The sequence below is a fragment of the Seonamhaeicola sediminis genome, from assembly GCF_004358095.2.
Taxonomy (GTDB): Bacteria; Bacteroidota; Bacteroidia; order Flavobacteriales; family Flavobacteriaceae; genus Seonamhaeicola; species Seonamhaeicola sediminis.
This window is the reverse complement of sequence record NZ_SMZJ02000015.1, coordinates 1-20847: the sequence shown is the minus strand read 5'-3', so window position 1 is coordinate 20847 and position 20847 is coordinate 1. Positions and strand designations below refer to the sequence as shown.

24 protein-coding genes are annotated in these 20847 nt (G+C 31.5%); 14 read left to right on the top strand and 10 right to left on the bottom strand.

Annotated elements, in window-relative coordinates; genetic code table 11:
- Positions 1-648, top strand: coding sequence for a peptidoglycan-binding protein LysM (locus tag E1J38_RS14395; protein WP_133357531.1), 648 nt, complete (start codon positions 1-3; stop codon positions 646-648).
- Between the two features lie 6 nt (positions 649-654).
- Here E1J38_RS14395 and E1J38_RS14390 read toward each other — a convergent pair whose 3' ends face one another.
- Genes E1J38_RS14390 through dnaA form a run of 3 tightly spaced genes read right to left on the bottom strand, consistent with a single transcriptional unit; the run spans position 655 to position 3269 of the window.
- Positions 655-1368 carry an SAM-dependent methyltransferase gene (locus E1J38_RS14390; RefSeq protein WP_133357532.1) on the bottom strand — a complete coding sequence of 238 codons (714 nt, stop codon included), beginning with the start codon at positions 1366-1368 and terminating at the stop codon, positions 655-657.
- Positions 1369-1376: 8 nt separating this feature from the next.
- On the bottom strand, positions 1377-1829 hold the full coding sequence (locus E1J38_RS14385) for a low molecular weight protein-tyrosine-phosphatase (protein WP_133357533.1): 453 nt from the start codon (positions 1827-1829) through the stop codon (positions 1377-1379).
- Between the two features lie 12 nt (positions 1830-1841).
- Complete coding sequence (gene dnaA, locus E1J38_RS14380) at positions 1842-3269, bottom strand: chromosomal replication initiator protein DnaA (RefSeq protein WP_133357534.1); 1428 nt, start codon at positions 3267-3269, stop codon at positions 1842-1844.
- A 187-nt stretch (positions 3270-3456) separates the two neighbouring features.
- Between dnaA and E1J38_RS14375 the strand changes: the two genes are divergently transcribed.
- The gene (locus tag E1J38_RS14375) at positions 3457-3861 is read left to right on the top strand and encodes an acyl-CoA thioesterase (protein ID WP_133357535.1); all 405 of its coding nucleotides are present in this window, start codon (positions 3457-3459) and stop codon (positions 3859-3861) included.
- Here the strand turns inward: E1J38_RS14375 and E1J38_RS14370 are convergent.
- The 4 genes from E1J38_RS14370 to E1J38_RS14355 are packed head-to-tail and all read right to left on the bottom strand — an operon-like array spanning position 3858 to position 6571.
- Positions 3858-4466 carry an IMPACT family protein gene (locus tag E1J38_RS14370; protein WP_133357536.1) on the bottom strand — a complete coding sequence of 203 codons (609 nt, stop codon included), beginning with the start codon at positions 4464-4466 and terminating at the stop codon, positions 3858-3860. The two genes, E1J38_RS14375 and E1J38_RS14370, sit on opposite strands and share 4 nt — an antisense overlap.
- A 19-nt stretch (positions 4467-4485) precedes the next feature.
- Positions 4486-5079 carry an HAD-IA family hydrolase gene (locus E1J38_RS14365; protein WP_133357537.1) on the bottom strand — a complete coding sequence of 198 codons (594 nt, stop codon included), beginning with the start codon at positions 5077-5079 and terminating at the stop codon, positions 4486-4488.
- Positions 5072-6112 carry a bifunctional diaminohydroxyphosphoribosylaminopyrimidine deaminase/5-amino-6-(5-phosphoribosylamino)uracil reductase RibD gene (gene ribD, locus E1J38_RS14360; protein WP_133357538.1) on the bottom strand — a complete coding sequence of 347 codons (1041 nt, stop codon included), beginning with the start codon at positions 6110-6112 and terminating at the stop codon, positions 5072-5074. Before ribD ends, E1J38_RS14365 begins: the two co-directional genes overlap by 8 nt.
- Positions 6113-6115: 3 nt before the next feature.
- Positions 6116-6571 carry a hypothetical protein gene (locus E1J38_RS14355; RefSeq protein ID WP_133357539.1) on the bottom strand — a complete coding sequence of 152 codons (456 nt, stop codon included), beginning with the start codon at positions 6569-6571 and terminating at the stop codon, positions 6116-6118.
- A 53-nt stretch (positions 6572-6624) separates the two neighbouring features.
- On the opposite strand from E1J38_RS14355, the gene E1J38_RS14350 reads away from it, so the two are divergent.
- The 4 genes from E1J38_RS14350 to E1J38_RS14335 all read left to right on the top strand — a co-directional run bounded on the left by E1J38_RS14350 (position 6625) and on the right by E1J38_RS14335 (position 10867).
- Positions 6625-7116: a GNAT family N-acetyltransferase gene (locus E1J38_RS14350; protein WP_133357540.1), complete on the top strand. Its 492-nt coding sequence runs from the start codon at positions 6625-6627 to the stop codon at positions 7114-7116.
- Positions 7113-7979, top strand: a complete 867-nt coding sequence (gene prmC, locus E1J38_RS14345) for a peptide chain release factor N(5)-glutamine methyltransferase (protein WP_133357541.1) — start codon at positions 7113-7115, stop codon at positions 7977-7979. Before E1J38_RS14350 ends, prmC begins: the two co-directional genes overlap by 4 nt.
- Positions 7980-8028: 49 nt before the next feature.
- On the top strand, positions 8029-10023 hold the full coding sequence (gene ligA, locus E1J38_RS14340; protein WP_133357542.1) for an NAD-dependent DNA ligase LigA: 1995 nt from the start codon (positions 8029-8031) through the stop codon (positions 10021-10023).
- A gap of 85 nt (positions 10024-10108) precedes the next feature.
- Positions 10109-10867 (top strand): hypothetical protein, encoded by a 759-nt coding sequence (locus E1J38_RS14335; RefSeq protein WP_133357543.1) that lies wholly within the window; start codon positions 10109-10111, stop codon positions 10865-10867.
- Here the strand turns inward: E1J38_RS14335 and E1J38_RS14330 are convergent.
- The 3 genes from E1J38_RS14330 to E1J38_RS14320 are packed head-to-tail and all read right to left on the bottom strand — an operon-like array spanning position 10853 to position 12962.
- Entirely contained in the window at positions 10853-11233 is a 381-nt protein-coding gene (locus tag E1J38_RS14330) for a DoxX family protein (protein WP_133357544.1), read from the bottom strand. The genes E1J38_RS14335 and E1J38_RS14330 overlap by 15 nt on opposite strands.
- A 53-nt stretch (positions 11234-11286) precedes the next feature.
- Positions 11287-12201 (bottom strand): bifunctional metallophosphatase/5'-nucleotidase, encoded by a 915-nt coding sequence (locus E1J38_RS14325; protein ID WP_133357545.1) that lies wholly within the window; start codon positions 12199-12201, stop codon positions 11287-11289.
- Positions 12202-12206: 5 nt separating this feature from the next.
- Positions 12207-12962: a 5'-nucleotidase C-terminal domain-containing protein gene (locus E1J38_RS14320; protein WP_133357546.1), complete on the bottom strand. Its 756-nt coding sequence runs from the start codon at positions 12960-12962 to the stop codon at positions 12207-12209.
- A gap of 58 nt (positions 12963-13020) precedes the next feature.
- Here E1J38_RS14320 and E1J38_RS14315 point away from each other — a divergent pair, with 58 nt between their 5' ends.
- The 8 genes from E1J38_RS14315 to E1J38_RS14280 all read left to right on the top strand — a co-directional run bounded on the left by E1J38_RS14315 (position 13021) and on the right by E1J38_RS14280 (position 20696).
- A complete protein-coding gene (locus tag E1J38_RS14315; RefSeq protein ID WP_133357547.1) occupies positions 13021-13548 on the top strand; it encodes a DUF6913 domain-containing protein in 528 nt (175 codons plus the stop codon).
- Positions 13541-14413, top strand: coding sequence for a 4-hydroxy-tetrahydrodipicolinate synthase (gene dapA, locus E1J38_RS14310; protein WP_133357548.1), 873 nt, complete (start codon positions 13541-13543; stop codon positions 14411-14413). Before E1J38_RS14315 ends, dapA begins: the two co-directional genes overlap by 8 nt.
- 189 nt (positions 14414-14602) lie before the next feature.
- Positions 14603-15457: an outer membrane protein assembly factor BamD gene (locus E1J38_RS14305; RefSeq protein WP_133357549.1), complete on the top strand. Its 855-nt coding sequence runs from the start codon at positions 14603-14605 to the stop codon at positions 15455-15457.
- A gap of 11 nt (positions 15458-15468) precedes the next feature.
- Complete coding sequence (locus E1J38_RS14300) at positions 15469-15798, top strand: DNA-directed RNA polymerase subunit omega (protein ID WP_133357550.1); 330 nt, start codon at positions 15469-15471, stop codon at positions 15796-15798.
- Positions 15799-15967: 169 nt separating this feature from the next.
- Positions 15968-17179: a bifunctional phosphopantothenoylcysteine decarboxylase/phosphopantothenate--cysteine ligase CoaBC gene (gene coaBC, locus E1J38_RS14295; RefSeq protein WP_133357551.1), complete on the top strand. Its 1212-nt coding sequence runs from the start codon at positions 15968-15970 to the stop codon at positions 17177-17179.
- Positions 17172-18062 (top strand): type IX secretion system protein PorD, encoded by an 891-nt coding sequence (gene porD, locus E1J38_RS14290; protein WP_133357552.1) that lies wholly within the window; start codon positions 17172-17174, stop codon positions 18060-18062. Before coaBC ends, porD begins: the two co-directional genes overlap by 8 nt.
- Positions 18063-18117: 55 nt before the next feature.
- Positions 18118-19770 carry a DNA repair protein RecN gene (recN, locus tag E1J38_RS14285; protein ID WP_133357553.1) on the top strand — a complete coding sequence of 551 codons (1653 nt, stop codon included), beginning with the start codon at positions 18118-18120 and terminating at the stop codon, positions 19768-19770.
- 107 nt (positions 19771-19877) lie between these two features.
- Positions 19878-20696, top strand: coding sequence for an enoyl-ACP reductase FabI (locus E1J38_RS14280; RefSeq protein ID WP_133357554.1), 819 nt, complete (start codon positions 19878-19880; stop codon positions 20694-20696).
- Positions 20697-20847: the final 151 nt, after the last annotated feature.

Sequence of the window (20847 nt, the reverse complement as noted above, 5' to 3'; positions counted from 1 at the left end):
ATGGTAAAGAATATTGCAAGTTATTCAATTACAACACTTACAATATGCTTTTTATTGTATGTTTCGTTTACTTCAAACGAAACTGTTGATTTGAGTAAGTATTCTACTAAAGGATTAGACTTAAACTACACAGTAAGTCTAGACGCTAGAGATAAGAATCTTATAGCGTCGAATGAAGGTTTCTCACCATTTTTAGACAAATCATTTGTTGGTTTTAAAGAAGCAGTGGCTTTTAAAGAGTCTAGAGGTGATTATGCTTGTATAAATAAATTTGGGTATTTAGGCAAGTATCAATTTGGAAAAGAAACATTAAAGCTGATTGGAATTTACAATCCAGAACAGTTTTTAAATGACCCCAAACTACAGGAAAAGGCTTTTATTGCTAACGCAGAACGTAACAAATGGATTTTAAGAAGAGACATCAGAAATTTTGTTGGCAAACGAATTAATGGTATCGTTGTTACTGAATCTGGGATTTTAGCCGCTGCGCATTTAGCAGGACCTGGTAGTGTAAAAAAGTACTTAAGAAGTTATGGACTGGATAATTTTGCTGATGGTTTTGGAACCACGGTTTATACGTATATGAAGCGTTTTTCTGGTTATGATACTTCTTTTATCAAACCCAATAGAAAAGCTAAAGCTATTTAATTAGCTTTATTTTTTATAAATTATGAATATGGTAGGTCTTTTGTGGAGATCTACCATATTTTTTTTCCATTCATTCACTGTCTGTGTTTTAATAAATTCTGTTAAAAGTGTAATATCACAAGCTACACAAACAAGTGTATTACCACTTAAAATAGAAGTGATATCTTCTAATATTTTATTGTTCCTGTAGGGTGTTTCAATAAAAATCTGGGACTGGTTTAGCTCAAATGATAGACGCTCTAAACGTTTTAGTTCATTTTTCCTTTCGTTTTTATCAATAGGGAGGTATCCATTAAAAGCAAAACGTTGTCCGTTCATTCCGGAACTCATTAATGCTAATAGTATTGATGAGGGTCCAACTAGGGGTATTACCTTAATGTTATTTTCATGGGCAATTTTAACAATATCTGCACCAGGGTCTGCAATTCCAGGACAACCTGCTTCAGAGAGTAAGCCTACGTTGTCACCTTTTGAACAGGGATTTAAAAAGTTTGGTAAATCTGCTTTATCAGTATGCTTATTTAAAATGAAAAATTGTAAAGAAGGTTGCGATTTTTCAGGGGTTATTTTTTTTATAAAACGTCTAGCAGATTTTTCGTTTTCAACAATAAAAATGTTTAAACGTTCAATAGTTTCTTTTACTGAAATAGGTAATACCTCAAGGGGCTCATTATCACCTAAAGTACAAGGAATTAAATATAAATTGCCTTTGTTGTTCATTTTATAAATTAACTCAAGTTTTCAGCAATAATAGTACAAGCTTCATCAAGCATTTTGTATACCTTTTCAAAACCTTCGTCGCCTCCATAATAAGGGTCAGGGACATCATAATTCTGATTAGGATAAACTAAGTTTAGTATCATGCAGACCTTTTGAGTATCATTTTCATTTCTTGCTAAGCTTAAAACATTCTGATAATTTGATTCGTCCATGACATAAATAAAATCGAAAGCATCAAAATCATCAACAGTAAATTGTCGAGCTTTGAGATGTGAAATGTCTAATCCATATTTTCTGGCCACAGCAATAGATCGACTATCAGGTTGTTTTCCATGATGATAATTAGCAGTGCCAGCAGAATCAATAAAATATGAATTGGAAGCTAATTTAGATTTTAAAATGCCCTCAGCTAATGGTGAACGGCAAATATTGCCCAAACAAACCATTAGAATTTTAACCATTGGAATTGAATTTTATACAGAAAGTTTTTTGGTAATATCCTCAACATACTTTCTAAACTGCTTATCCGTTGAAGATAGGTTGTCAACAGTTTTACAGGCGTGTAATACAGTGGCATGATCACGTTTACCAATTTGTGAACCAATACTAGCTAATGAAGCTTTAGTGAATTTTTTAGCAAAAAACATAGCTAGTTGACGGGCCTGAACAATATGACGTTTTCTTGTTTTAGATTGAAGCGTATCTATATCCATTTGAAAATAATCAGACACTACTTTTTGTATATAGTCTATGGAAACTTCGCGTTTGGTGTTTTTAACAAATTTCTCAACAATAATTCTTGCTAAGTCAATTGTGATTTCTTTTTTATTGAAAGAAGATTGTGCAATCAACGAAATAATGGCGCCTTCCAATTCTCTAACATTGCTTTTTATATTTTTAGCAACATATTCTATAATTTCTTCAGGCATTTCAACACCGTCTCTGTAAAGTTTATTTTTTAATATGGAAACTCTAGTTTCAAAATCTGGTGTTTGTAATTCGGCAGAAAGACCCCATTTAAAACGAGATAACAGGCGTTGCTCAATATCTTGCATATCAACAGGTGCTTTGTCACTGGTTAATACAACTTGCTTTCCGTTTTGATGCAAGTGGTTGAAAATATGAAAGAAAACATCTTGTGTTCCAGACTTTCCAGATAGAAATTGTACATCATCAATAATTAATACATCGATAATTTGATAAAAATGAATGAAATCATTTCTGTTATTCTTTTTGATAGCATCAATGTACTGCTGGGTAAATTTTTCAGCAGAAATATACAAAACGGTTTTTTCTGGGTATTTATCTTTTATGTCAACACCAATGGCATGTGCTAAGTGAGTTTTTCCTAAACCGACACCCCCAAAAATAAGTAGAGGGTTAAATGATGTGCCTCCTGGTTTGTTGGCAACAGCTAAACCTGCACTTCTGGCTAAACGATTTGAATCACCTTCTAAAAAATTATCAAAACTATAATTAGGATTGAGTTGTGATTCAATTTTCACATTTCTAATACCCGGAATAACAAATGGATTTCTTAACTCAGGACTTTTATTATTTAGAGGGATATCTACATCTTGCGATTTTACAGCACTTCTATTAGAACTAGGAATCTTTTCTGTAAAAGGTTGTTTGTTGCCATAGGTGTTTTCCATTTTGATAATGTAAACCAATTTAGCATTTTTCCCTAGTTCCTTGGTTAAGGCAACTTTTAAAATTTTAACGTAGTGTTCCTCAAGCCATTCATAAAAGAATTTACTAGGAACCTGAATGCTTAATGCATTTTCGGTAAGTTTAACAGCAATTATAGGTTCAAACCATGTTTTATATGCTTGCGGTTGAATATTATCTTTTATGAATTCCAGACAATTATTCCATACTGATTCCGCAGTTAAACTCATTGTTAAATTTTTGTGGTTTTTGTTAGTTAGTGATATGAGAAGAAATCAGAAATAGTGTCCCCCTCTTTCAATGGCAAATATGTGAACAAAATTCTTAAAAAAAAAATGAAATTCTATTGAATTTTTAGAAATTTTTCCTCATGTTTATTTGCTTTCCGAAACTACAAAAAAATATTTAATTATTACAATGAAAATCGACGAAATACAAATAAGAGTGCGTTATGGAGAAACAGACCAAATGGGGGTAGTTTATCACGGTAATTATCCTCTATATCTTGAAATGGGGAGAATAGAATGGCTTAGAAAACTAGGGATTTCATACAAGAAAATGGAAGAAAATGGTATTATGCTTCCTGTTGTTTCGTTGAATATAAATTATAAAAAATCAGCAGGTTATGATGATGTAATTAATGTAAAAACTCAACTAAAAAACACACCTACAGCAAAGATTGAATTTGATTACGAAATTACTAATGAAAAAGGTGAAATTTTAACAACTGCTACTACTACATTAGTGTTCATTGATATGGAAACTAATAGGCCAACTCGAGTTCCAAAATATATTTTAGATGCCATTGAAAGTTTGGGTTAAATTTTTCTAATGTCTATTTCGTATAATTTTTTAAAAGTATCATAAACAGATTCAGCTTCTTTTTTTCTTACTGAAATTGTAATCTTGCAGTCTAGTTCCATTTTTTGATTAGTAATGTTCAAGTTTTTTTCCTTGATAATTCTCATCACCGTATTCATGCTCTTGTAACCAAAAAAGATGTTATAGTCAATATTAATTGTTTTTTTAACAATATTTGACGCCTCTAAAGTTAATTGTGCTGTAGTTTTATAAGCATTTATAAGACCGCTAACACCCAGTTTGATGCCTCCAAAATATCGTACTACAACTATTAGTGCATTGGTTACATCAAAAGAAAGTAATTGGTTATAGATTGGCATACCAGCAGAATTACTGGGTTCACCATCGTCATTAGCTCTAAATATAATAGTCTCGATTCCTATTTTGTAGGCATAACACCAATGTCTTGCGGAATGATGTTCTTTTTTTAGTTTTTCTATATGTTCTTTAGCTTCATTTTCGTTTAAAACAGGAAAGGCGTATCCAAAAAATTTACTATTCTTATCCTTGAATAGGATATTTTCAGTGGCCACAGTAATCGTTTTATATGTGTCTTTTTCAGTCAATTTTTAAAATAAAGCACTTTTAATTTTTAAATAGGTCAATAACATCATCCGTTTTCGGGTTTAAATGCCATGTGTTTATGTTTAAATAATCAGCACTTATGATATTATCTTTATTATCATCAATAAAAAGACATGCTTCTGCTGTGAGGTTATTTTTATTAAGCACGAAATTGAAAACATCTACATCTGGTTTTCTTAACTTGATTTCATGTGATAAGTAGAATTCATTAAAACAACTTTTAAAATCTTTGTAAAAGGCTATATTATCTTTAATCCAACTTATATGAAGTTCATTGGTATTACTTAATAAAATGAGTTTGTAGTTTGAGTTTTCCTTTAAATCTTTTAGAAAATCTAACCTGTATTTAGGAAACTCACCCAAAATTGAATTCCATTTACTTTTTATCTCCTCTTTTGATAGATCTGGAAAATAACTTTGATAACTTTTTAGGAATGAATCTATTGATATCTCACCTTTTTCAAATTGAATATTGGTTTTAATGATGCTTTTATAATGTTCAGATGACTCGAAGTGCTTTATATAATCAAGTGTGTAGGTGTCATTGAGATTGATAAAAATATTGCCAAAATCGAAAATGATGGTATTAATCATTCTTGTATATTTTAAGAATGTCTGTAGCAATATTTTGTTCAGATACTAATTTACCATTAACAATGGGGGCTTTAGTACCTTTTTTAAAACTAGTATTTCCTTTGAAAACCCTAGCTTCATCCCAAAGATTTTCATCTATAAATGTTTGAAGCGTTTTACTTCCACCTTCAATGATTACTGAGTTTATTTGATGTTCAAATAAACTATTACATACCTCATGCGCTAAACTAGATCCATAAAAAACAACTTCTTCAAAAACATTGCTTTTAGTTGAAGTAACTTCTTTGTCTGTTATAACAATGGTTTTGGATGCATTGTCAAAGACGTTAAAATCTTGTGATAATTTTAAGTTACCGTCTAAAACAACTCTTATTGGGTTAATTCCAGTCCATTCCCGAACTGTTAAACTTGGATTGTCTTGTATAACGGTATTGGTGCCTACTAAAATTGCTTGCTCTTCAGTGCGCCATTTGTGCACTAATTGTCTAGAATACGTGTTGGAAATCCAAACTGGTTTTTGTCCGTCTTTGGTCTCTGGAGCTATAAAGCCATCATTGGTTTCAGCCCATTTTAATATAATGTAAGGGCGCTTTTTATTATGAAAGGTAAAAAAGCGTTTATGATGCTCTTTACATTCTCGCTCTAAAATTCCAACTATCACATTGGTACCCGCTTCCTTTAATCTTTTAATCCCTTTTCCTGCAACTAACTCATTATCGTCAGTACAGCCAATTACTACATTAGGAATACTGTGTTTAATAATTAATTCACTACAAGGTGGGGTTTTTCCAAAATGGGAGCAAGGTTCTAGTGTTACATAGAGGGTAGCATTTTTTAAAAGAGCTTTATTTTTAACAGAGTGTATAGCATTCACTTCTGCATGATTACCACCGTAAATACTTGTGTAACCCTCTCCAATAATTTTATTATTTAGCACAATTACTGCGCCAACCATAGGGTTGGGGCGTGTGGTGCCTAAGCCTTTTTTGCCAATTTCAATGCAGCGTTGTATGTAAATTTCATGGTTTGCCAAGTACTAAATCTTAATTTTTATATTTTCTGTTTTATCAATAGTATAGGTATATGAAAAACCTAGTGCTTTGTATACAATATTACCTTTGTATTGAATCTTAATTTTTTTACTGAATAAACTTCCAATAAGTTTACCAATACTTTTATGGTTGAAAATACTATCAGTTGGAATGTGGGCTCTCAACGGAATGGAAAACTCCTTTTGCGCAGGTACCTTGAAACTTTCTGTTGATACCGTTGCCATTTCATTATTGTTTATAAATATTTTTATAGCATCTGTTTTTAGGCTACCGCCAATATCATTGGGGTTTAAAAACAAGGCATTGGCTGTGAGTGTGACCTGACTTGCCGTAGATTCTAATACTTTTATATTCTCAACCCTTAAAAACTCTGGTTTTTCCCTTACAGTGCAACAGCAGCATAATAAAGCAATTGTTGATAAAATAATAAATGCTCTCATTTGCGTTTTTACAGATTTAAGTATCTTCACTTTCGCAAAAGTACCATTTTAAAGTGAGTAAAGAGACTATTGTTATTAGAGAAATAGAGCCTCAGGATAATGCCCAAATAGAGCAAGTTATCAGAGCTTGTTTTCATGAGTTTAAAATCCCCTTAACGGGTACAGCTTATGAGGATGAAGAAACTCCAAAAATGTATGAGTCTTATCAAAATGACAATGATGTATACTTTGTTATTGATGATAAAGGGCAGGTTTTAGGGGGAGCAGGTATTAAGCCTTTAAGAGATTTCAATGGGCGAATTTGCGAACTTCAAAAAATGTATTTTTCTCCAAATGTAAGAGGCAAGGGACTTGGGAAGAAAATGTTCGAAACTTGTTTAAAGGCTGCTAAAGATTTAGGATATGAGCAATGTTATTTAGAATCAGCTTTGCAATTAAAAGCCGCTATTCATATTTATGAGCGTTATGGTTTCAATCACTTAAAAAGTGCATTAGGAAATACTGGGCATTATAGCTGTGGTGTTTGGATGATTAAGGATTTATGAGTAAGTTGAGAGATATTCAAAATAAATTTCACAATGAATTAACTTCAATATATTCTAAAGAAGAAATTGACACCTTTTTCTTTATGTTAACCGAATCTTATTATAATAAAAATAGGTTGCAATTAGCAATGAATTTTGAAGCTAAAATTGAAAATCCTCAAGCGATTATGAGTGCTTTGGAGTTATTAAAAAACGAACAACCCATTCAGTATATTCTAGGGGAAACAGAATTTTACGGTATACCATTTAAAGTTAATAGGCATGTGTTAATTCCCAGACCTGAAACCGAAGAATTGGTAGATTGGATTATTGATGAGTTTAAAAATCAAAGTTCAGAATTAAAAGTTTTAGATATTGGTACTGGTAGTGGTTGTATTGCTATTTCCTTGTCCAAAAATTTACCAAATACCAAGGTGTATGCCTTAGATGTTAGCAAAGAAGCTTTAATAGTAGCTAAGCATAATGCAGAACTGAATAAAGTTGAAGTTGAATTTATTGAAGACAGTATCCTAAACCCCAGTGATGCTGAACTTGTTTCAGTATCTCAAAAGTTTGATATCATTGTTTCTAACCCTCCCTACGTTAGAATGAAAGAAAAACAATTAATGAAAGGCAATGTTTTAGATAATGAACCGCATTTGGCACTTTTTGTAGAGGATAACAATCCCTTACTATTTTACAGAGCTATATGTGAAGTTGCCCAAAAGAATTTAAAAGATAGAGGTGTGTTATATTGCGAAATCAATGAGTATTTGGGTAAAGATATGCTTCAACTATTAAAAGATTACAATTTTAAGAGAGTAGAATTAAAACAGGATATATTTAACAAAGATAGGATGATAAAAGGGGTGCTTTCTATTTAGTATTTATAAGATATCGACCTGAAAAATAATGGAGAATCAGTGTTTAAAAATGAATATAGAAGAAAAAATAAACCAACTAAGAGAAGAACTCAGAGTTCATAATTATAATTATTATGTATTAGATAATCCCACTATTTCAGATTATGAGTTCGATATAAAATTAAAAGAGTTGCAAGCTCTTGAGGAACAGTATCCCGAGTTTTTTGATGCCAACTCTCCAACCCAACGTGTAGGAGGTGAGGTAACCAAAAATTTTGAAACGGTTGTTCATGAAATTCGAATGTATTCTTTAGATAATTCATACTCTAAAGAAGATTTACAAGACTGGGAAAAGCGTATTAAAAAGTTGGTTGATGGTGATATTCAATATACATGCGAGTTAAAATATGATGGAGCATCAATAAGTTTAACCTATGAAAATGGAGTATTAATTCGAGCTGTTACTAGAGGAGATGGTTTTCAGGGGGATAATGTTACCGCTAATGTGAAAACTATAAGATCAGTGCCACTTCAATTAAAGGGTGATTATCCTTCAAAATTTGAAATAAGGGGTGAGATTGTATTGCCTTTTGAAGGTTTTAGTAAAATGAATGAAGAGCGCATTTTAAAAGGTGAAGAACCTTATAGAAATCCAAGGAATACGGCATCTGGTAGTTTGAAACTACAAGATAGTAAAGAGGTAGCTAAAAGACCATTAGAATGTCTGTTGTACAGTATTAAAGCTGAAAACTTGCGTATTGGTAGCCAGTTTGAAAATTTAGAAAAAGCCAGGGCATGGGGTTTTAAAGTCCCTGACGCTGCCAAACTTGTTTACTCTATTGATGAAGTCTTAGATTTTATACAATACTGGGACAAAGAACGTCACAACCTACCTTATGAAACTGATGGTGTTGTTGTTAAGGTAAATAGTTTGCAACAACAAGAGGAATTAGGTTATACAGCCAAAGCACCACGTTGGGCTATGGCTTATAAGTTTAAAGCAGAGCAAGTGTCAACCAGATTAAATAGTATCACATATCAAGTGGGGCGTACTGGAGCTATAACGCCGGTTGCAAATTTAGAACCCGTAGAGTTGGCTGGAACTACGGTTAAAAGAGCCTCACTGCACAATGCGGATCAAATTGAAAAACTGGATATTAGAATAGGTGATGAGGTATATGTTGAAAAAGGAGGTGAAATTATACCAAAGATTTTGGGGGTTGATTTAAGTAAACGCCATGAAGTTTCGGTGCCTACAAAATATATCACGCATTGTCCAGAATGTCAAACGGAGTTAATTAGAAAAGAAGGTGAAGCACAGCATTATTGTCCAAATTATAATGGCTGCAAACCACAAATTATAGGGCGTATTCAACATTTTATTTCGCGTAAAGCTATGGATATTGAAGGTTTAGGAGGGGAAACAGTTGCTTTATTGGTTAATGCTGGACTTATAAATAACTATTCAGATTTATATGAATTAACCAAAGAGCAGGTAATTCCTTTAGAACGAATGGCTGAAAAAAGTGCAGATAATTTAATAGAAGGGATAGCACTATCTGTAAATATTCCTTTTGAACGTGTTTTGTTCGCTTTAGGGATTAGGTATGTTGGTGAAACAGTTGCTAAAAAACTAGCAAAGCATTATAAGAGTATTGATGCTATTGCTAATGCTACTGAAGAAGATTTGGTTAATGTAGATGAAATTGGTACTAAAATAGCTGAAAGCGTTGTGGACTTTTTTAGCTCTGAGGAAAACAACATAATCATAGAAAGACTCAAACAATTTGGGGTACAGTTAAAAATATCTGAGGAGCAATTGGAAAGGCAAACAAATATTTTTGAAGGTCAATCTATAGTAGTATCTGGTGTATTCGAAACTATTTCAAGAAACGATTTAAAAAAATTAATTGAAGATAATGGAGGTAAGGTGAGTAGTTCCATTTCTTCAAAAACTAGTTTTATAGTAGCTGGTGATAATATGGGGCCAAGTAAAAAGCAAAAAGCAAAAAAATTAGATTTAGATATAATTTCTGAATACGAATTCTTACAAAAAATTAAATAAATTAAAAAAAAATCGATAAAATGTATTTTTTTATCGTTTAATTGATAAATTTATTTATATTTGTCTCGTAACCAAATCTGTTGAAATGTTCAAGTCTAAAGTCTTGGTAAGTTTAGTGCTTGCTATTTATATGTTGTTTGCAATCTTTGGGTTTGTGGGTAAAGAGGCAATTGCATTTACCTTAGACTCATTGATTTTGCCTCTAATAGCATTTAGTTATTATACATTCTTTAAAGAAAAGAGAGTCTATTTTGCCTTATTTCTTACATGTTATGCGGCATCTGATTTAATTGGGCTCATAGTTAATTACATTCCATTTACAGAGGCTTCTAAACTTATTTTTACGTTAGATTATTATATAGGAAATGCTTTATATGTAGCTGCGTATGTTTTTCTTTTCATAGGAATATGCAAAAATTTAAATGTATTGCATATCCTAAAGAATTTCATCATACACATCATTGTTTTAATTGCTTTAAACGTTTGGTTAATATATGTGCTTCAAAACATAGTTGAAAATCAAAACGATTTATTTGGAAGTTATTACTTAGAATTAATTTACAATGTAATCATGCTTTTGTTACTCTCAGGAGCTTTGTTAAATTACTTTTACAGAGATAATCAAAAAAGTTTGTATCTGTTCTTAGGTGCTTTGTGTATTGTTTTTTCAGAAGTTATAGATGTCGCTTATTTATATATTTCACAAAGAGCATTGCTTAATTTTTTATCTACATCTTTAGTTTTATTAGCATTTTATTTTTTCTGTAAACAGTTAACTATGTCTGACATAAAAGAGGAAGAAAGACAAATTTATTTCGGGTCTTCCAAATCAACTGAGGCATAGAAAGCTGATGTCTTTTTTGTGAATAAATAAAATCATTGCAGAAAGTAAAAATGTAATAATTGCTGTTGCAAATAAAGTACCACCATCATTATTTATTTCTATTCCAAGTTTGGTAAAATGTATAATGATTGCACCTCCAATAATTACTAAACTTAAAGTAGCTCCAACCCAAACGGTTTTTGGGATGAGTAATAACACTCCTGCAATTAGTTCTAAAATTCCAATAATAATTCTACCAAGAGGTTCTAAACCAACTTTAGAAAAAATATAAACGCTATCAGGGTGAGCAGTAAATTTAAAACGCAAGGTTTGTAATAAAATGATAGCTACAATAAGTCTTAACCCAAATGGAATATGTTTTTTCATTTTGTTTCGTTTCAAGTACTTAGACGAAACAAAAAACAAAACTTACTAAATAATCAAACTATAATAGAGGTTCCTTTGGCTGATTTATTTTTATCAGCATCAAAGTAAAAATCTATTTTTCCTAAATTGATTCCATAAGCTCCCACTTGATTGATGAGCATACTTTTACCTTCAATGTTTTTAACAACAGTTGGTTTTTCAAGAAATGTATGCGTGTGGCCACCAATTATAAGATCTATGCCTTTTGTAGTAGTGGCTAGATTTAAATCACTTATCCTGTCTGGTGAATTTTTATAATAGTAGCCTAAATGGGAAAGGCAAATAACCAAGTCGCAATTTTTTTCAATCTTCAAAACACGACTCATATCCTGAGTGATTTCAATGGGGTCAAGATATTTTGTTTCTTTGTATAATGACTTTTCAACCAAGCCATTTAGTTCAATTCCCAAGCCAAAAACGCCAATTTTGATACCATCTATTTTAAATATTTTAAAGGGTTTCACATGTGCATCCATAACGGTATTGGTAAAGTCATAGTTAGCAGAAACAAACTCAAACTTAGCATGAGGCAATTGAGCATATAATCCGTCAATACTATTATCAAAATCATGATTTCCAATGGTGGCCAAATCATATTTTAACATACTCATTAACTTAAATTCTAATGCACCACCATAATAATTAAAATACGGCGTGCCTTGGAAAATATCACCAGCATCAAGTAGTAGGGTATTGGGATTTTCTTTTCTAATAGACTCAATTAAATTACTGCGTCTTGCCACACCACCTGTATTTGAATTTCTTCCAACGTTAGATCCAAAAGGGTCTATATGGCTATGTACATCATTGGTGTGTAGAATAGTTATTTTAGTAGTTTTTGAGCTTGGTATAAAAGATTGTAAACCTAAACCGCTTAATATTAAAGCACTTCCTACGGATAGTTGTTGTATAAAATCTCTTCTCTTCATAGAAATTATTGTCTTATAAATCTATCATCTCTAACAGGGTTTATCGTATCAACCTTTTTAAAATAATCAATCATAGCATTTCTTATTTTATAATCTAAATTAAGCATGCTTTCATTCGGTTTAAAAAATGACATGTTATCACCGCTATTATATAAATAATCACTTGTTGCAATGTGGTAAGTTTTATTCTCGTCAATATTCTTACCATTAATGCTTGCCTCAATGAGATTGTATTCTTGGTCAAGTAAAATCTTAAGTCCTAAAAAGGGGTGAGCTCGTTTGCTCTTTACCAAATAATCAACTATTTCATTCACTTTATTTCCTTTTATACCAGCAACCACAATTTTATTTTCAAAAGGCATAACCTGATAAGCGGTTCTAGTAGTAATAACTCCTTCTGAAATAGGGGCTCTAATACCACCGTGGTTAAGAACTACTGCATCAATGTTTTTACCAGTTCTTTTGTTGAAAATGGGGTTGCCTTGAGAAAAAACAATGTTGGTCATTAAGTTCCCAAGTGCAGTATTTAGCTCATCATCATCTTTTGTAAAAGTGTTTGGGGAATACGCTAAAACACTATCTAAATCCTTGTTAATATGCTCTCTAAAGGGCTTAATAAAGTCTTCAATATGTTGGTTTGAGCTAAGGGAGTCGGTAATTTTAATTTGCTTTCCTTCTATTTTTATTAAATGCAGTTTTTCTTCTTTACAACTAGAAAAAAATAAAAAATTTAACAAAAAGAATAAAAGTGTAAACCTCATGTGTTTAATCAGTTTTTTGAATGTACTTTTGCTACCTTTGCGCAAAATATAAAGATAAATGTTTTTAAAGGGTTTTAAGGAAAAATCTAATAAAAAGTACTTAAACAAGTTGTTATCAGAACGGTTAGTAAATACTACCAATTCTGAGATAGAAAGTTTAGGAGTTATCTTAAATATTGAAGAATTTAATGATTTTGAATCATTTAGAAAATTAGCCAATAGTATTAAAGTTAAAGCTAATAAAATAAAAATCATAGCTTTTTCTGAAAGTAAACAGGATAATTTAAATTCTTGGGAGGTGTGTTTTAATCCCAAAGATTTTGGTTGGAATGGGATTGTGAAAAATGTTGAATTAGAATCCTTTTTAAACATAGAATTTGATGCCTTGATAAGTTATTATCAGGATGATATATTGGAATTGAAGATGATAACAGCCGCTTCAAAAGCCAAATTTAAAATAGGAATTTTAAAGACTGATGAGCGTATAAACGATTTAATAATTAAAACTGATATAACAGAATTTCAAGTATTTAAAAATGAAATATTTAGATACTTAACTATATTAAATAAAATTAAAAATGAATAGTAAGTTTTTAGGAACTGGAGTTGCTTTAGTTACACCGTTTAATCCAGATTTAAGTATAGATCATGAAGCATTGGCAAATATTGTTAATTACAATATTGAAAATGGTACAGAATATCTAGTAATTTGTGGAACTACAGGAGAAAGTGTTACTTTAACTAAACAGGAAAAGCAAGATGTTATCAAAACCATTTCTGAAACCAACAAAGGACGTTTACCTTTAGTTTTGGGTATTGGAGGAAACAACACAGCTCAAGTTGTTGAAGAGATTAAATCAACTAATTTTAGTGGTATTGATGCTATTTTGTCTGTCTCACCTTATTACAATAAACCAACACAAGAAGGTATATATCAGCACTTTAAATCAGTATCAGAAGTATCGCCTGTTGATATTATTTTGTATAATGTTCCTGGTAGAACCTCTAAAAATATAGAGCCGCAAACCACATTAAGACTAGCTAATGATTTTAATAATGTTATTGGTGTAAAAGAAGCAGGAAATAACATGGCGCAATATTTTGAATTGCTTAAAAATAAACCGAATGATTTTCTAATAATTTCAGGTGATGATGATTTGGCTTTAGGTGTTGTTTTAGCAGGAGGGGCAGGTGTGATTTCTGTAATAGGACAAGCACTTCCTGAAGATTTTTCGGAAATGATTCGTTTAGGTTTAAAAGGTAATGCTAAAGAAGCCTACAAACTTCATTTTAAACTAATGGATATTATTGCATATATTTTTGAAGAAAATAACCCAGCAGGTATTAAAGCGGTTTTTGAGGCATTAGGTTTATGTGCAGATACTGTTAGGTTACCCGTAGTTCCTGCATCTAAAGAATTAAAACAAAAGATAAAAGCTTATTTATCTTAAAGACTTTTATTACATCAGCAAACAAATTTGAAATCAATATTTAAGTTGCAGATTTTTTTACTTTTTGACTTAAAAGTTAAATATTACTTAAACCTTGTTTTTCCTAGTATTATGCAATTATTTTAGCTGTGAAATTATATTTTTAAAATCCATATTATTAACTTAATTTTGCACTCTGTTTAAAAATCAATGAAAAAATTTTTTTACATATTAATAGCCTTAGTAGTTTTTAGTTCCTGTAGTGAGTACCAAAAAGTACTTAAACTAACTGGAGAAGGTGCCACCAAGGAGAAGTTTGAAATGGGAGAGGCTCTTTTTAATGAAGAAAAGTATGCTAAGGCAAATAGGCTTTTTGCACAAATAGTTCCTGAATATAGAGGAAAACCGCAAGCTGAGAAACTAATGTTTTTGTATGCCATGACTTTTTATAAGATGAAAGACTATTATATTTCTTCTTACAGGTTTGAACAGTTTACAAAAAGTTACCCAAAAAGTGAAAAGTTAGAAGAAGCTTCTTTTTTAAGTGTAAAAAGCTATTATATGTTATCTCCGGCTTATACTAAGGACCAAACAGAAACAAAAGAAGCTATTGCAAAAACTCAAGAATTTATAAACTTGTTTCCTGAATCTGAATTTTTTGAAGAAGCCAATAAGCTAGTGCAGGAATTAGATTTTAAATTAGAACAAAAAGCCTTTGCTATAGCCAAACAATATGGTGAAATTGCTCCTGGTTATACAGCAGATTTTAATTCAGCAATAAAATCATTTGATAATTTTTTATATGATTTCCCAGGCTCAAGATTGAGAGAAGATGCCTTGTTCTATAGATTAGATGCTGTTTTTCAACAAGCAGTTAATAGTATTGAATATAAAAATTCAAAAGAAGAAGGTATCGTTCATTTAAGAAAACAACGCTTAGAAACAGCAAAAGCAGATAGTACATTATTTTTAAAAATGTTTGCTAAATCAAAATATATTGAGCAGGTAAATCAAATGGCAAGTGTTGTTGAAGAAGAGTTAAAACAGTATAGCATAAAAAGTTAAATATAATCAAGATGGATTTAAAGAAAATCAATGCTCCGGTTAATACAGTAACCTATGATAGAAATCAAGTTGATGAGCCAACAGATAACATTTATGAGTCTATTTCTATCATAGCTAGAAGAGCAGAACAAATTAATACAGAAATTAAAAAAGAACTTATTGATAAGTTAGAGGAGTTTGCAACTTACAATGATAGTCTTGAAGAAATTTTTGAAAACAAAGAACAAATAGAGGTTTCTAAGTTTTATGAAAAATTACCAAAACCTCATGCTTTAGCTATTCAAGAATGGTTAACAGATAAAATTTATTTTAGAAATACCGAGCAAGACTCTCAGGAATAATTTCTAAAAGTTAATATTTAAAAGCATTTAGCTTTTCAGGAGAATTTAGTACATTTATTTTTCTTTTTTTAAACACAATTTTTCAAGTATTATCATAGTTATACTTGTAAATTTTAGTTTATCTCAAAAAAGAAATTGGCTAATTAAATAATCTTGAAAAGCTATTTTTATGAGTATACTTAGCGGTAAAAACATACTATTAGGAATAAGTGCAGGTATTGCCGCTTATAAAACGGCGTCATTAGTAAGGTTATTTATAAAATTAGGTGCCCAGGTAAAAGTTATTATGACACCTGCTTCAAAAGAGTTTATTACACCTTTAACCTTATCAACACTATCTAAAAACCCTGTTCACTACTCATTTACAAACGAAGAAGATGACAATGCCGTTTGGAATAGCCATGTAGATTTGGGTCTTTGGGCAGATTTATTTGTTATTGCACCAGCTACTGCAAATACTATGTCTAAAATGGCAAATGGTATTTGTGATAACTTGTTATTGGCAACGTATTTGTCAGCTAAATGCCCTATTTATTTTGCTCCTGCAATGGACTTAGATATGTATAAGCACCATAGTACAAAGTGTTCTTTTGAAAAGTTAAAGTCCTTTGGAAATATTATGATTCCAGCCACAAGTGGTGAATTAGCTAGCGGATTGGTAGGAGAGGGTAGAATGGCAGAACCTGAAGATATTGTAGCTTTTATTGAAAATGACATTTTAGAAAAATCACCCTTAAAAGGAACGAAGTTCTTAATAACCGCTGGACCAACGTATGAAGCTATAGATCCGGTAAGGTTTATAGGAAATCATTCCAGTGGAAAAATGGGGTTTGAAATAGCTAAGGCGGCTGCAAATTTAGGAGCAGAGGTAGTTCTAATAACAGGGCCTACTCACCAAAATGTATCTCATAGCCTGATAAATGTTATAGCTGTTATAAGTGCCCAAGACATGTATGATGAAGCTCATAAATATTTTGATAATGTAAATGTGGCTATACTTTCCGCTGCAGTGGCCGACTATAAACCTAAAGAAACTGCTTCACAAAAAATAAAAAAGAAGAATAAAACGTTATCTTTAGAACTGGTAAAGACTAAGGATATTTTAGGGTCTTTAGGGGAAATAAAAACACATCAATATTTAGTTGGGTTTGCATTAGAAACCAACAACGAATTAGAAAACGCAAAAGACAAACTAAAACGAAAGAATTTAGATTTAATTGTTTTAAATTCGTTAAATGATAAAGGAGCTGGTTTTAAAAGTGATACCAATAAAGTTACTTTTATTGACGCCGATGAAAATATAACAGCATTTCAGTTAAAATCTAAGGCAGACGTTGCTGCAGATTTATTAAATAAAATAACAGAGCAATTATATGCGTAATACCATAACCGTTTTAATCTATTTCTTTATTATTAGTGCTGGGTGGTCTCAGGAGTTAAATTGTAATGTGGTCGTTAACGCTAGACAAACAGGTAATGAAAATTTTCCAATTTTTAAGACATTAGAAAAGCAGTTAAATGAGTTTGTTAATAATACTAAATGGACTAATAAAACATACTTACCTCAAGAACGGGTAGATTGTAGTATGGTTGTAAATATTACCAATTATAGTGGTGAAACATTTCAGGCCAGTTTACAAGTACAGTCATCGCGTCCAGTTTTTGGGTCTTCCTATGACACACCTATTTACAATTATAATGATAAAGATTTTAATTTTAGATATTTAGAATTTCAGAATTTAATTTTTAATCCAACTCAGTTTGAGTCTAATTTGATCTCTGTCATTGCTTTTCACGTATACATGATTTTAGGTTTGGATGCTGATTCTTTTGCTCCAAATGGAGGTACTCCTTATTTTAAACAAGCCCAAACCATTACCAATTATTCGCAACAGGGAAATTTTGTAGGCTGGAAATTAGAAGATGGCTTACAAAGCAGGTTTATGCTTATTGATAATATTATGTCGCCAACTTTTAAAGAATATAGACAAGTAATAAATGAGTACCACAGACAAGGGCTAGATGTTATGAGTGAGAATACTAAAGAAGGTAAAGAAAGAATTGCAGCTACTTTGACACAATTTCAGGCTATGAATAGCAGACGTCCTAATTCATTTTTACAACGTACTTTTTTTGATGCCAAAGCAGATGAAATTGCCCAAATTTTTAGTGATGGCCCTAATGTAAATATTGCAAGTTTGAAAGAATTACTTCAAAAAGTAGCACCCATGCACAGCAACCAATGGCAAAGTATTAAATTTTAAGTAGTTTTCAGTAACCTGTTAGCTGTAACAGACTACTGTGGCTAAAAACTAAAATATGCTTATATCTTTTTCTATTAAAAATTATGCTCTAATTGATAACCTTAAAGTAGATTTCAATAATGGGTTTTCAATTATTACTGGTGAAACAGGCGCTGGAAAATCTATTTTATTGGGAGGCTTATCATTAATTCTTGGTAAACGTGCCGACTTAAGTAGTTTAAAAAACACTTCTCAAAAATGTATTATCGAAGCTGTTTTTAATGTTGCAGAATATAATTTAGAATCATTATTTGAGGCAGAAGATTTTGATTATGAACCGCACACTATTATTAGACGTGAAATTCTTCCGTCAGGTAAATCAAGGGCATTTGTGAATGACTCTCCTGTGAATCTTAGTAGTCTACAGCTTTTAGGAGAACGTTTAATAGATATCCATTCACAACACCAAACACTAGAGCTTACCAACAATGAATTTCAATTTCAGGTAATTGATGCTTTGGCTAAGAATGAAGCATTTTTAAAGGTGTATCAAACGGAATTAAAAGCATATAAGAAACTTCAAAAGGAATTAAATGAACTTCAGATATTTCAATCTGAAGCCATAAAGGAACATGATTATAATTCGTTTTTATTAAACGAGCTGGTAGAAGCTAATTTAGTAGAAAGTGAGTTGGAGTCTTTAGAAGAAGAATACGAAACACTCAATAATATTGAAAGTATTCAAGAAAAGCTTGCTGAGGCATACCAGTTGTTAAGTGATGAGCAAATAGGTGCCATATCATCCTTAACGTCATTAAAGAATTCGTTTCAAAAATTATCCGTAATGTCCTCAAAGTATGAAAATTTATTCAGTCGTGTTAACAGTTGCCTTATTGAAATAGATGATGTTTTTCGAGATGTGGATATACTTCAAGAAAGTTTAGAGGCAAATCCAAAACGTTTAGAACAAGTAGATACCAAGTTAAAAATGTTGCATGATTTAATGCAAAAGCATGTAGCTAATGATATATCAGAATTAATAAGAGTTCGTGAGCAACTTCAAGAAAAAGTAGCAGTTACAGAGAATTTAGACGAAACCATTTTAAAAAAGGAACATGAAATCAATAATCAAACTGAAAAGCTGAACGCCTTAGCAGAAACAATTCATAAAAACAGAAGAGCTGCTGTACCTGACTTAAAATCGCAATTAGAAATTATTTTAACTGATTTGGGAATGCCGAATGCTCAGTTTAAAATTGAAGTTGATTTAGGAGATAGTTTTTATTCTAACGGAAAAAATACGTTGTCGTTTTTGTTTTCTGCTAATAGAGGTGGAAATTTTAACGAACTTAAAAAAGCAGCCTCTGGTGGAGAATTATCTAGAATAATGTTGGCTATTAAATCTATATTGTCAAAATATATCCAGTTGCCCACTATTATGTTTGATGAGATTGATACTGGTGTTTCTGGTGAAATATCCAATAAAATGGGGGATATTATGTTACAAATGAGTAAGACCATGCAGGTGTTTTCTATCACGCATTTACCACAGATTGCTGCCAAAGGGCATTCGCATTATAAAGTATTTAAAGAAGATGTCAATGAGGTAACCCAAACTAACTTGGTAAAGTTAAATCATGACGAGCGTGTTGTTGAGATTGCTCAAATGCTAGGAGGTATAGAAATGTCTTCTTCGGCCATAGCACATGCTAAAGAATTACTAAATTGAAAAAGAAAGTAGTTTAAAGCTAAAAGTTAAAAGTTTACTATTTTTGAACCCTGTTTAACAAATAAACAAATCAACGAAATAACATTTATAATAAAACTAACTAAGATATGTCACATAATTTATTAAAAGGAAAAAAGGGAATCATTTTTGGAGCATTAGATTCCAATTCAATTGCATGGAAAACGGCAGAACGTGTTCATGAAGAAGGTGGTGAATTTGTATTAACTAATGCACCTGTTGCTATGAGAATGGGGCAAATAAATGAATTAGCTGAAAAAACGGGTTCTCAAATTATTCCAGCCGATGCCACATCTTTAGAAGACTTACAAAATCTGGTTGAAAAATCTATGGAGATTTTAGGAGGAAAAATAGATTTTGTTTTACATTCCATAGGGATGTCAATCAATGTTAGAAAAGGCAGAAGCTATACTGATCAAAATTATGACTGGACTCAAAAAGGAACCGATGTATCTGCAATGTCATTCCACAAAGTAATGCAAACACTTTATAAAACAGATGCTATGAATGAATGGGGAAGTATTGTAGCCTTAACCTATATGGCGGCACAGCGTGTGTTTCCTGATTATAATGATATGGCAGATAATAAAGCCTATTTAGAAAGTATAGCACGAAGTTTTGGATACTTTTTTGGACGAGATAAAAAGGTGCGTGTCAACACCATTTCCCAGTCGCCAACACCTACAACTGCAGGTAGCGGTGTAAAGGGTTTTGACGGATTTATAGCTTATGCCGAAAAAATGTCGCCACTTGGTAATGCTACCGCTTTAGATTGTGCAAACTATACGGTTACTTTATTTAGTGACCTTACAAAACGTGTTACTTTGCAAAATTTGTATAATGATGGTGGTTTTAGTAATATGGGTGTTAGTGATGCTGTTATGAGTACTTTTGTGGGTGAAGAATAATATATGAAATATATGAGTCGTCCTAAAATAGGTTGACCGATTATTGAATAAAATTAGTATTAATATTTGAACCATCAAAAGCTAGCTTTTGATGGTTTTTCTTTGTCCATTTTTTAAGTTTTATGTTCTGCTGTTTATGTGCTTGACTAGG

Excerpts from the sequence above, each read along its gene's own strand:
- E1J38_RS14395 (WP_133357531.1), top strand. The coding sequence starts at position 1 with ATGGTAAAGAATATTGCAAGTTATTCAATTACAACACTTACAATATGC.
- E1J38_RS14390 (WP_133357532.1), bottom strand. The coding sequence starts at position 1,368 with ATGAACAACAAAGGCAATTTATATTTAATTCCTTGTACTTTAGGTGAT.
- E1J38_RS14385 (WP_133357533.1), bottom strand. The coding sequence starts at position 1,829 with ATGGTTAAAATTCTAATGGTTTGTTTGGGCAATATTTGCCGTTCACCA.
- dnaA (WP_133357534.1), bottom strand. The coding sequence starts at position 3,269 with ATGAGTTTAACTGCGGAATCAGTATGGAATAATTGTCTGGAATTCATA.
- E1J38_RS14375 (WP_133357535.1), top strand. The coding sequence starts at position 3,457 with ATGAAAATCGACGAAATACAAATAAGAGTGCGTTATGGAGAAACAGAC.
- E1J38_RS14365 (WP_133357537.1), bottom strand. The coding sequence starts at position 5,079 with ATGATTAATACCATCATTTTCGATTTTGGCAATATTTTTATCAATCTC.
- E1J38_RS14355 (WP_133357539.1), bottom strand. The coding sequence starts at position 6,571 with ATGAGAGCATTTATTATTTTATCAACAATTGCTTTATTATGCTGCTGT.
- prmC (WP_133357541.1), top strand. The coding sequence starts at position 7,113 with ATGAGTAAGTTGAGAGATATTCAAAATAAATTTCACAATGAATTAACT.
- ligA (WP_133357542.1), top strand. The coding sequence starts at position 8,029 with ATGAATATAGAAGAAAAAATAAACCAACTAAGAGAAGAACTCAGAGTT.
- E1J38_RS14335 (WP_133357543.1), top strand. The coding sequence starts at position 10,109 with ATGTTCAAGTCTAAAGTCTTGGTAAGTTTAGTGCTTGCTATTTATATG.
- E1J38_RS14330 (WP_133357544.1), bottom strand. The coding sequence starts at position 11,233 with ATGAAAAAACATATTCCATTTGGGTTAAGACTTATTGTAGCTATCATT.
- E1J38_RS14325 (WP_133357545.1), bottom strand. The coding sequence starts at position 12,201 with ATGAAGAGAAGAGATTTTATACAACAACTATCCGTAGGAAGTGCTTTA.
- E1J38_RS14320 (WP_133357546.1), bottom strand. The coding sequence starts at position 12,962 with ATGAGGTTTACACTTTTATTCTTTTTGTTAAATTTTTTATTTTTTTCT.
- E1J38_RS14315 (WP_133357547.1), top strand. The coding sequence starts at position 13,021 with ATGTTTTTAAAGGGTTTTAAGGAAAAATCTAATAAAAAGTACTTAAAC.
- dapA (WP_133357548.1), top strand. The coding sequence starts at position 13,541 with ATGAATAGTAAGTTTTTAGGAACTGGAGTTGCTTTAGTTACACCGTTT.
- E1J38_RS14305 (WP_133357549.1), top strand. The coding sequence starts at position 14,603 with ATGAAAAAATTTTTTTACATATTAATAGCCTTAGTAGTTTTTAGTTCC.
- E1J38_RS14300 (WP_133357550.1), top strand. The coding sequence starts at position 15,469 with ATGGATTTAAAGAAAATCAATGCTCCGGTTAATACAGTAACCTATGAT.
- coaBC (WP_133357551.1), top strand. The coding sequence starts at position 15,968 with ATGAGTATACTTAGCGGTAAAAACATACTATTAGGAATAAGTGCAGGT.
- porD (WP_133357552.1), top strand. The coding sequence starts at position 17,172 with ATGCGTAATACCATAACCGTTTTAATCTATTTCTTTATTATTAGTGCT.
- recN (WP_133357553.1), top strand. The coding sequence starts at position 18,118 with ATGCTTATATCTTTTTCTATTAAAAATTATGCTCTAATTGATAACCTT.
- E1J38_RS14280 (WP_133357554.1), top strand. The coding sequence starts at position 19,878 with ATGTCACATAATTTATTAAAAGGAAAAAAGGGAATCATTTTTGGAGCA.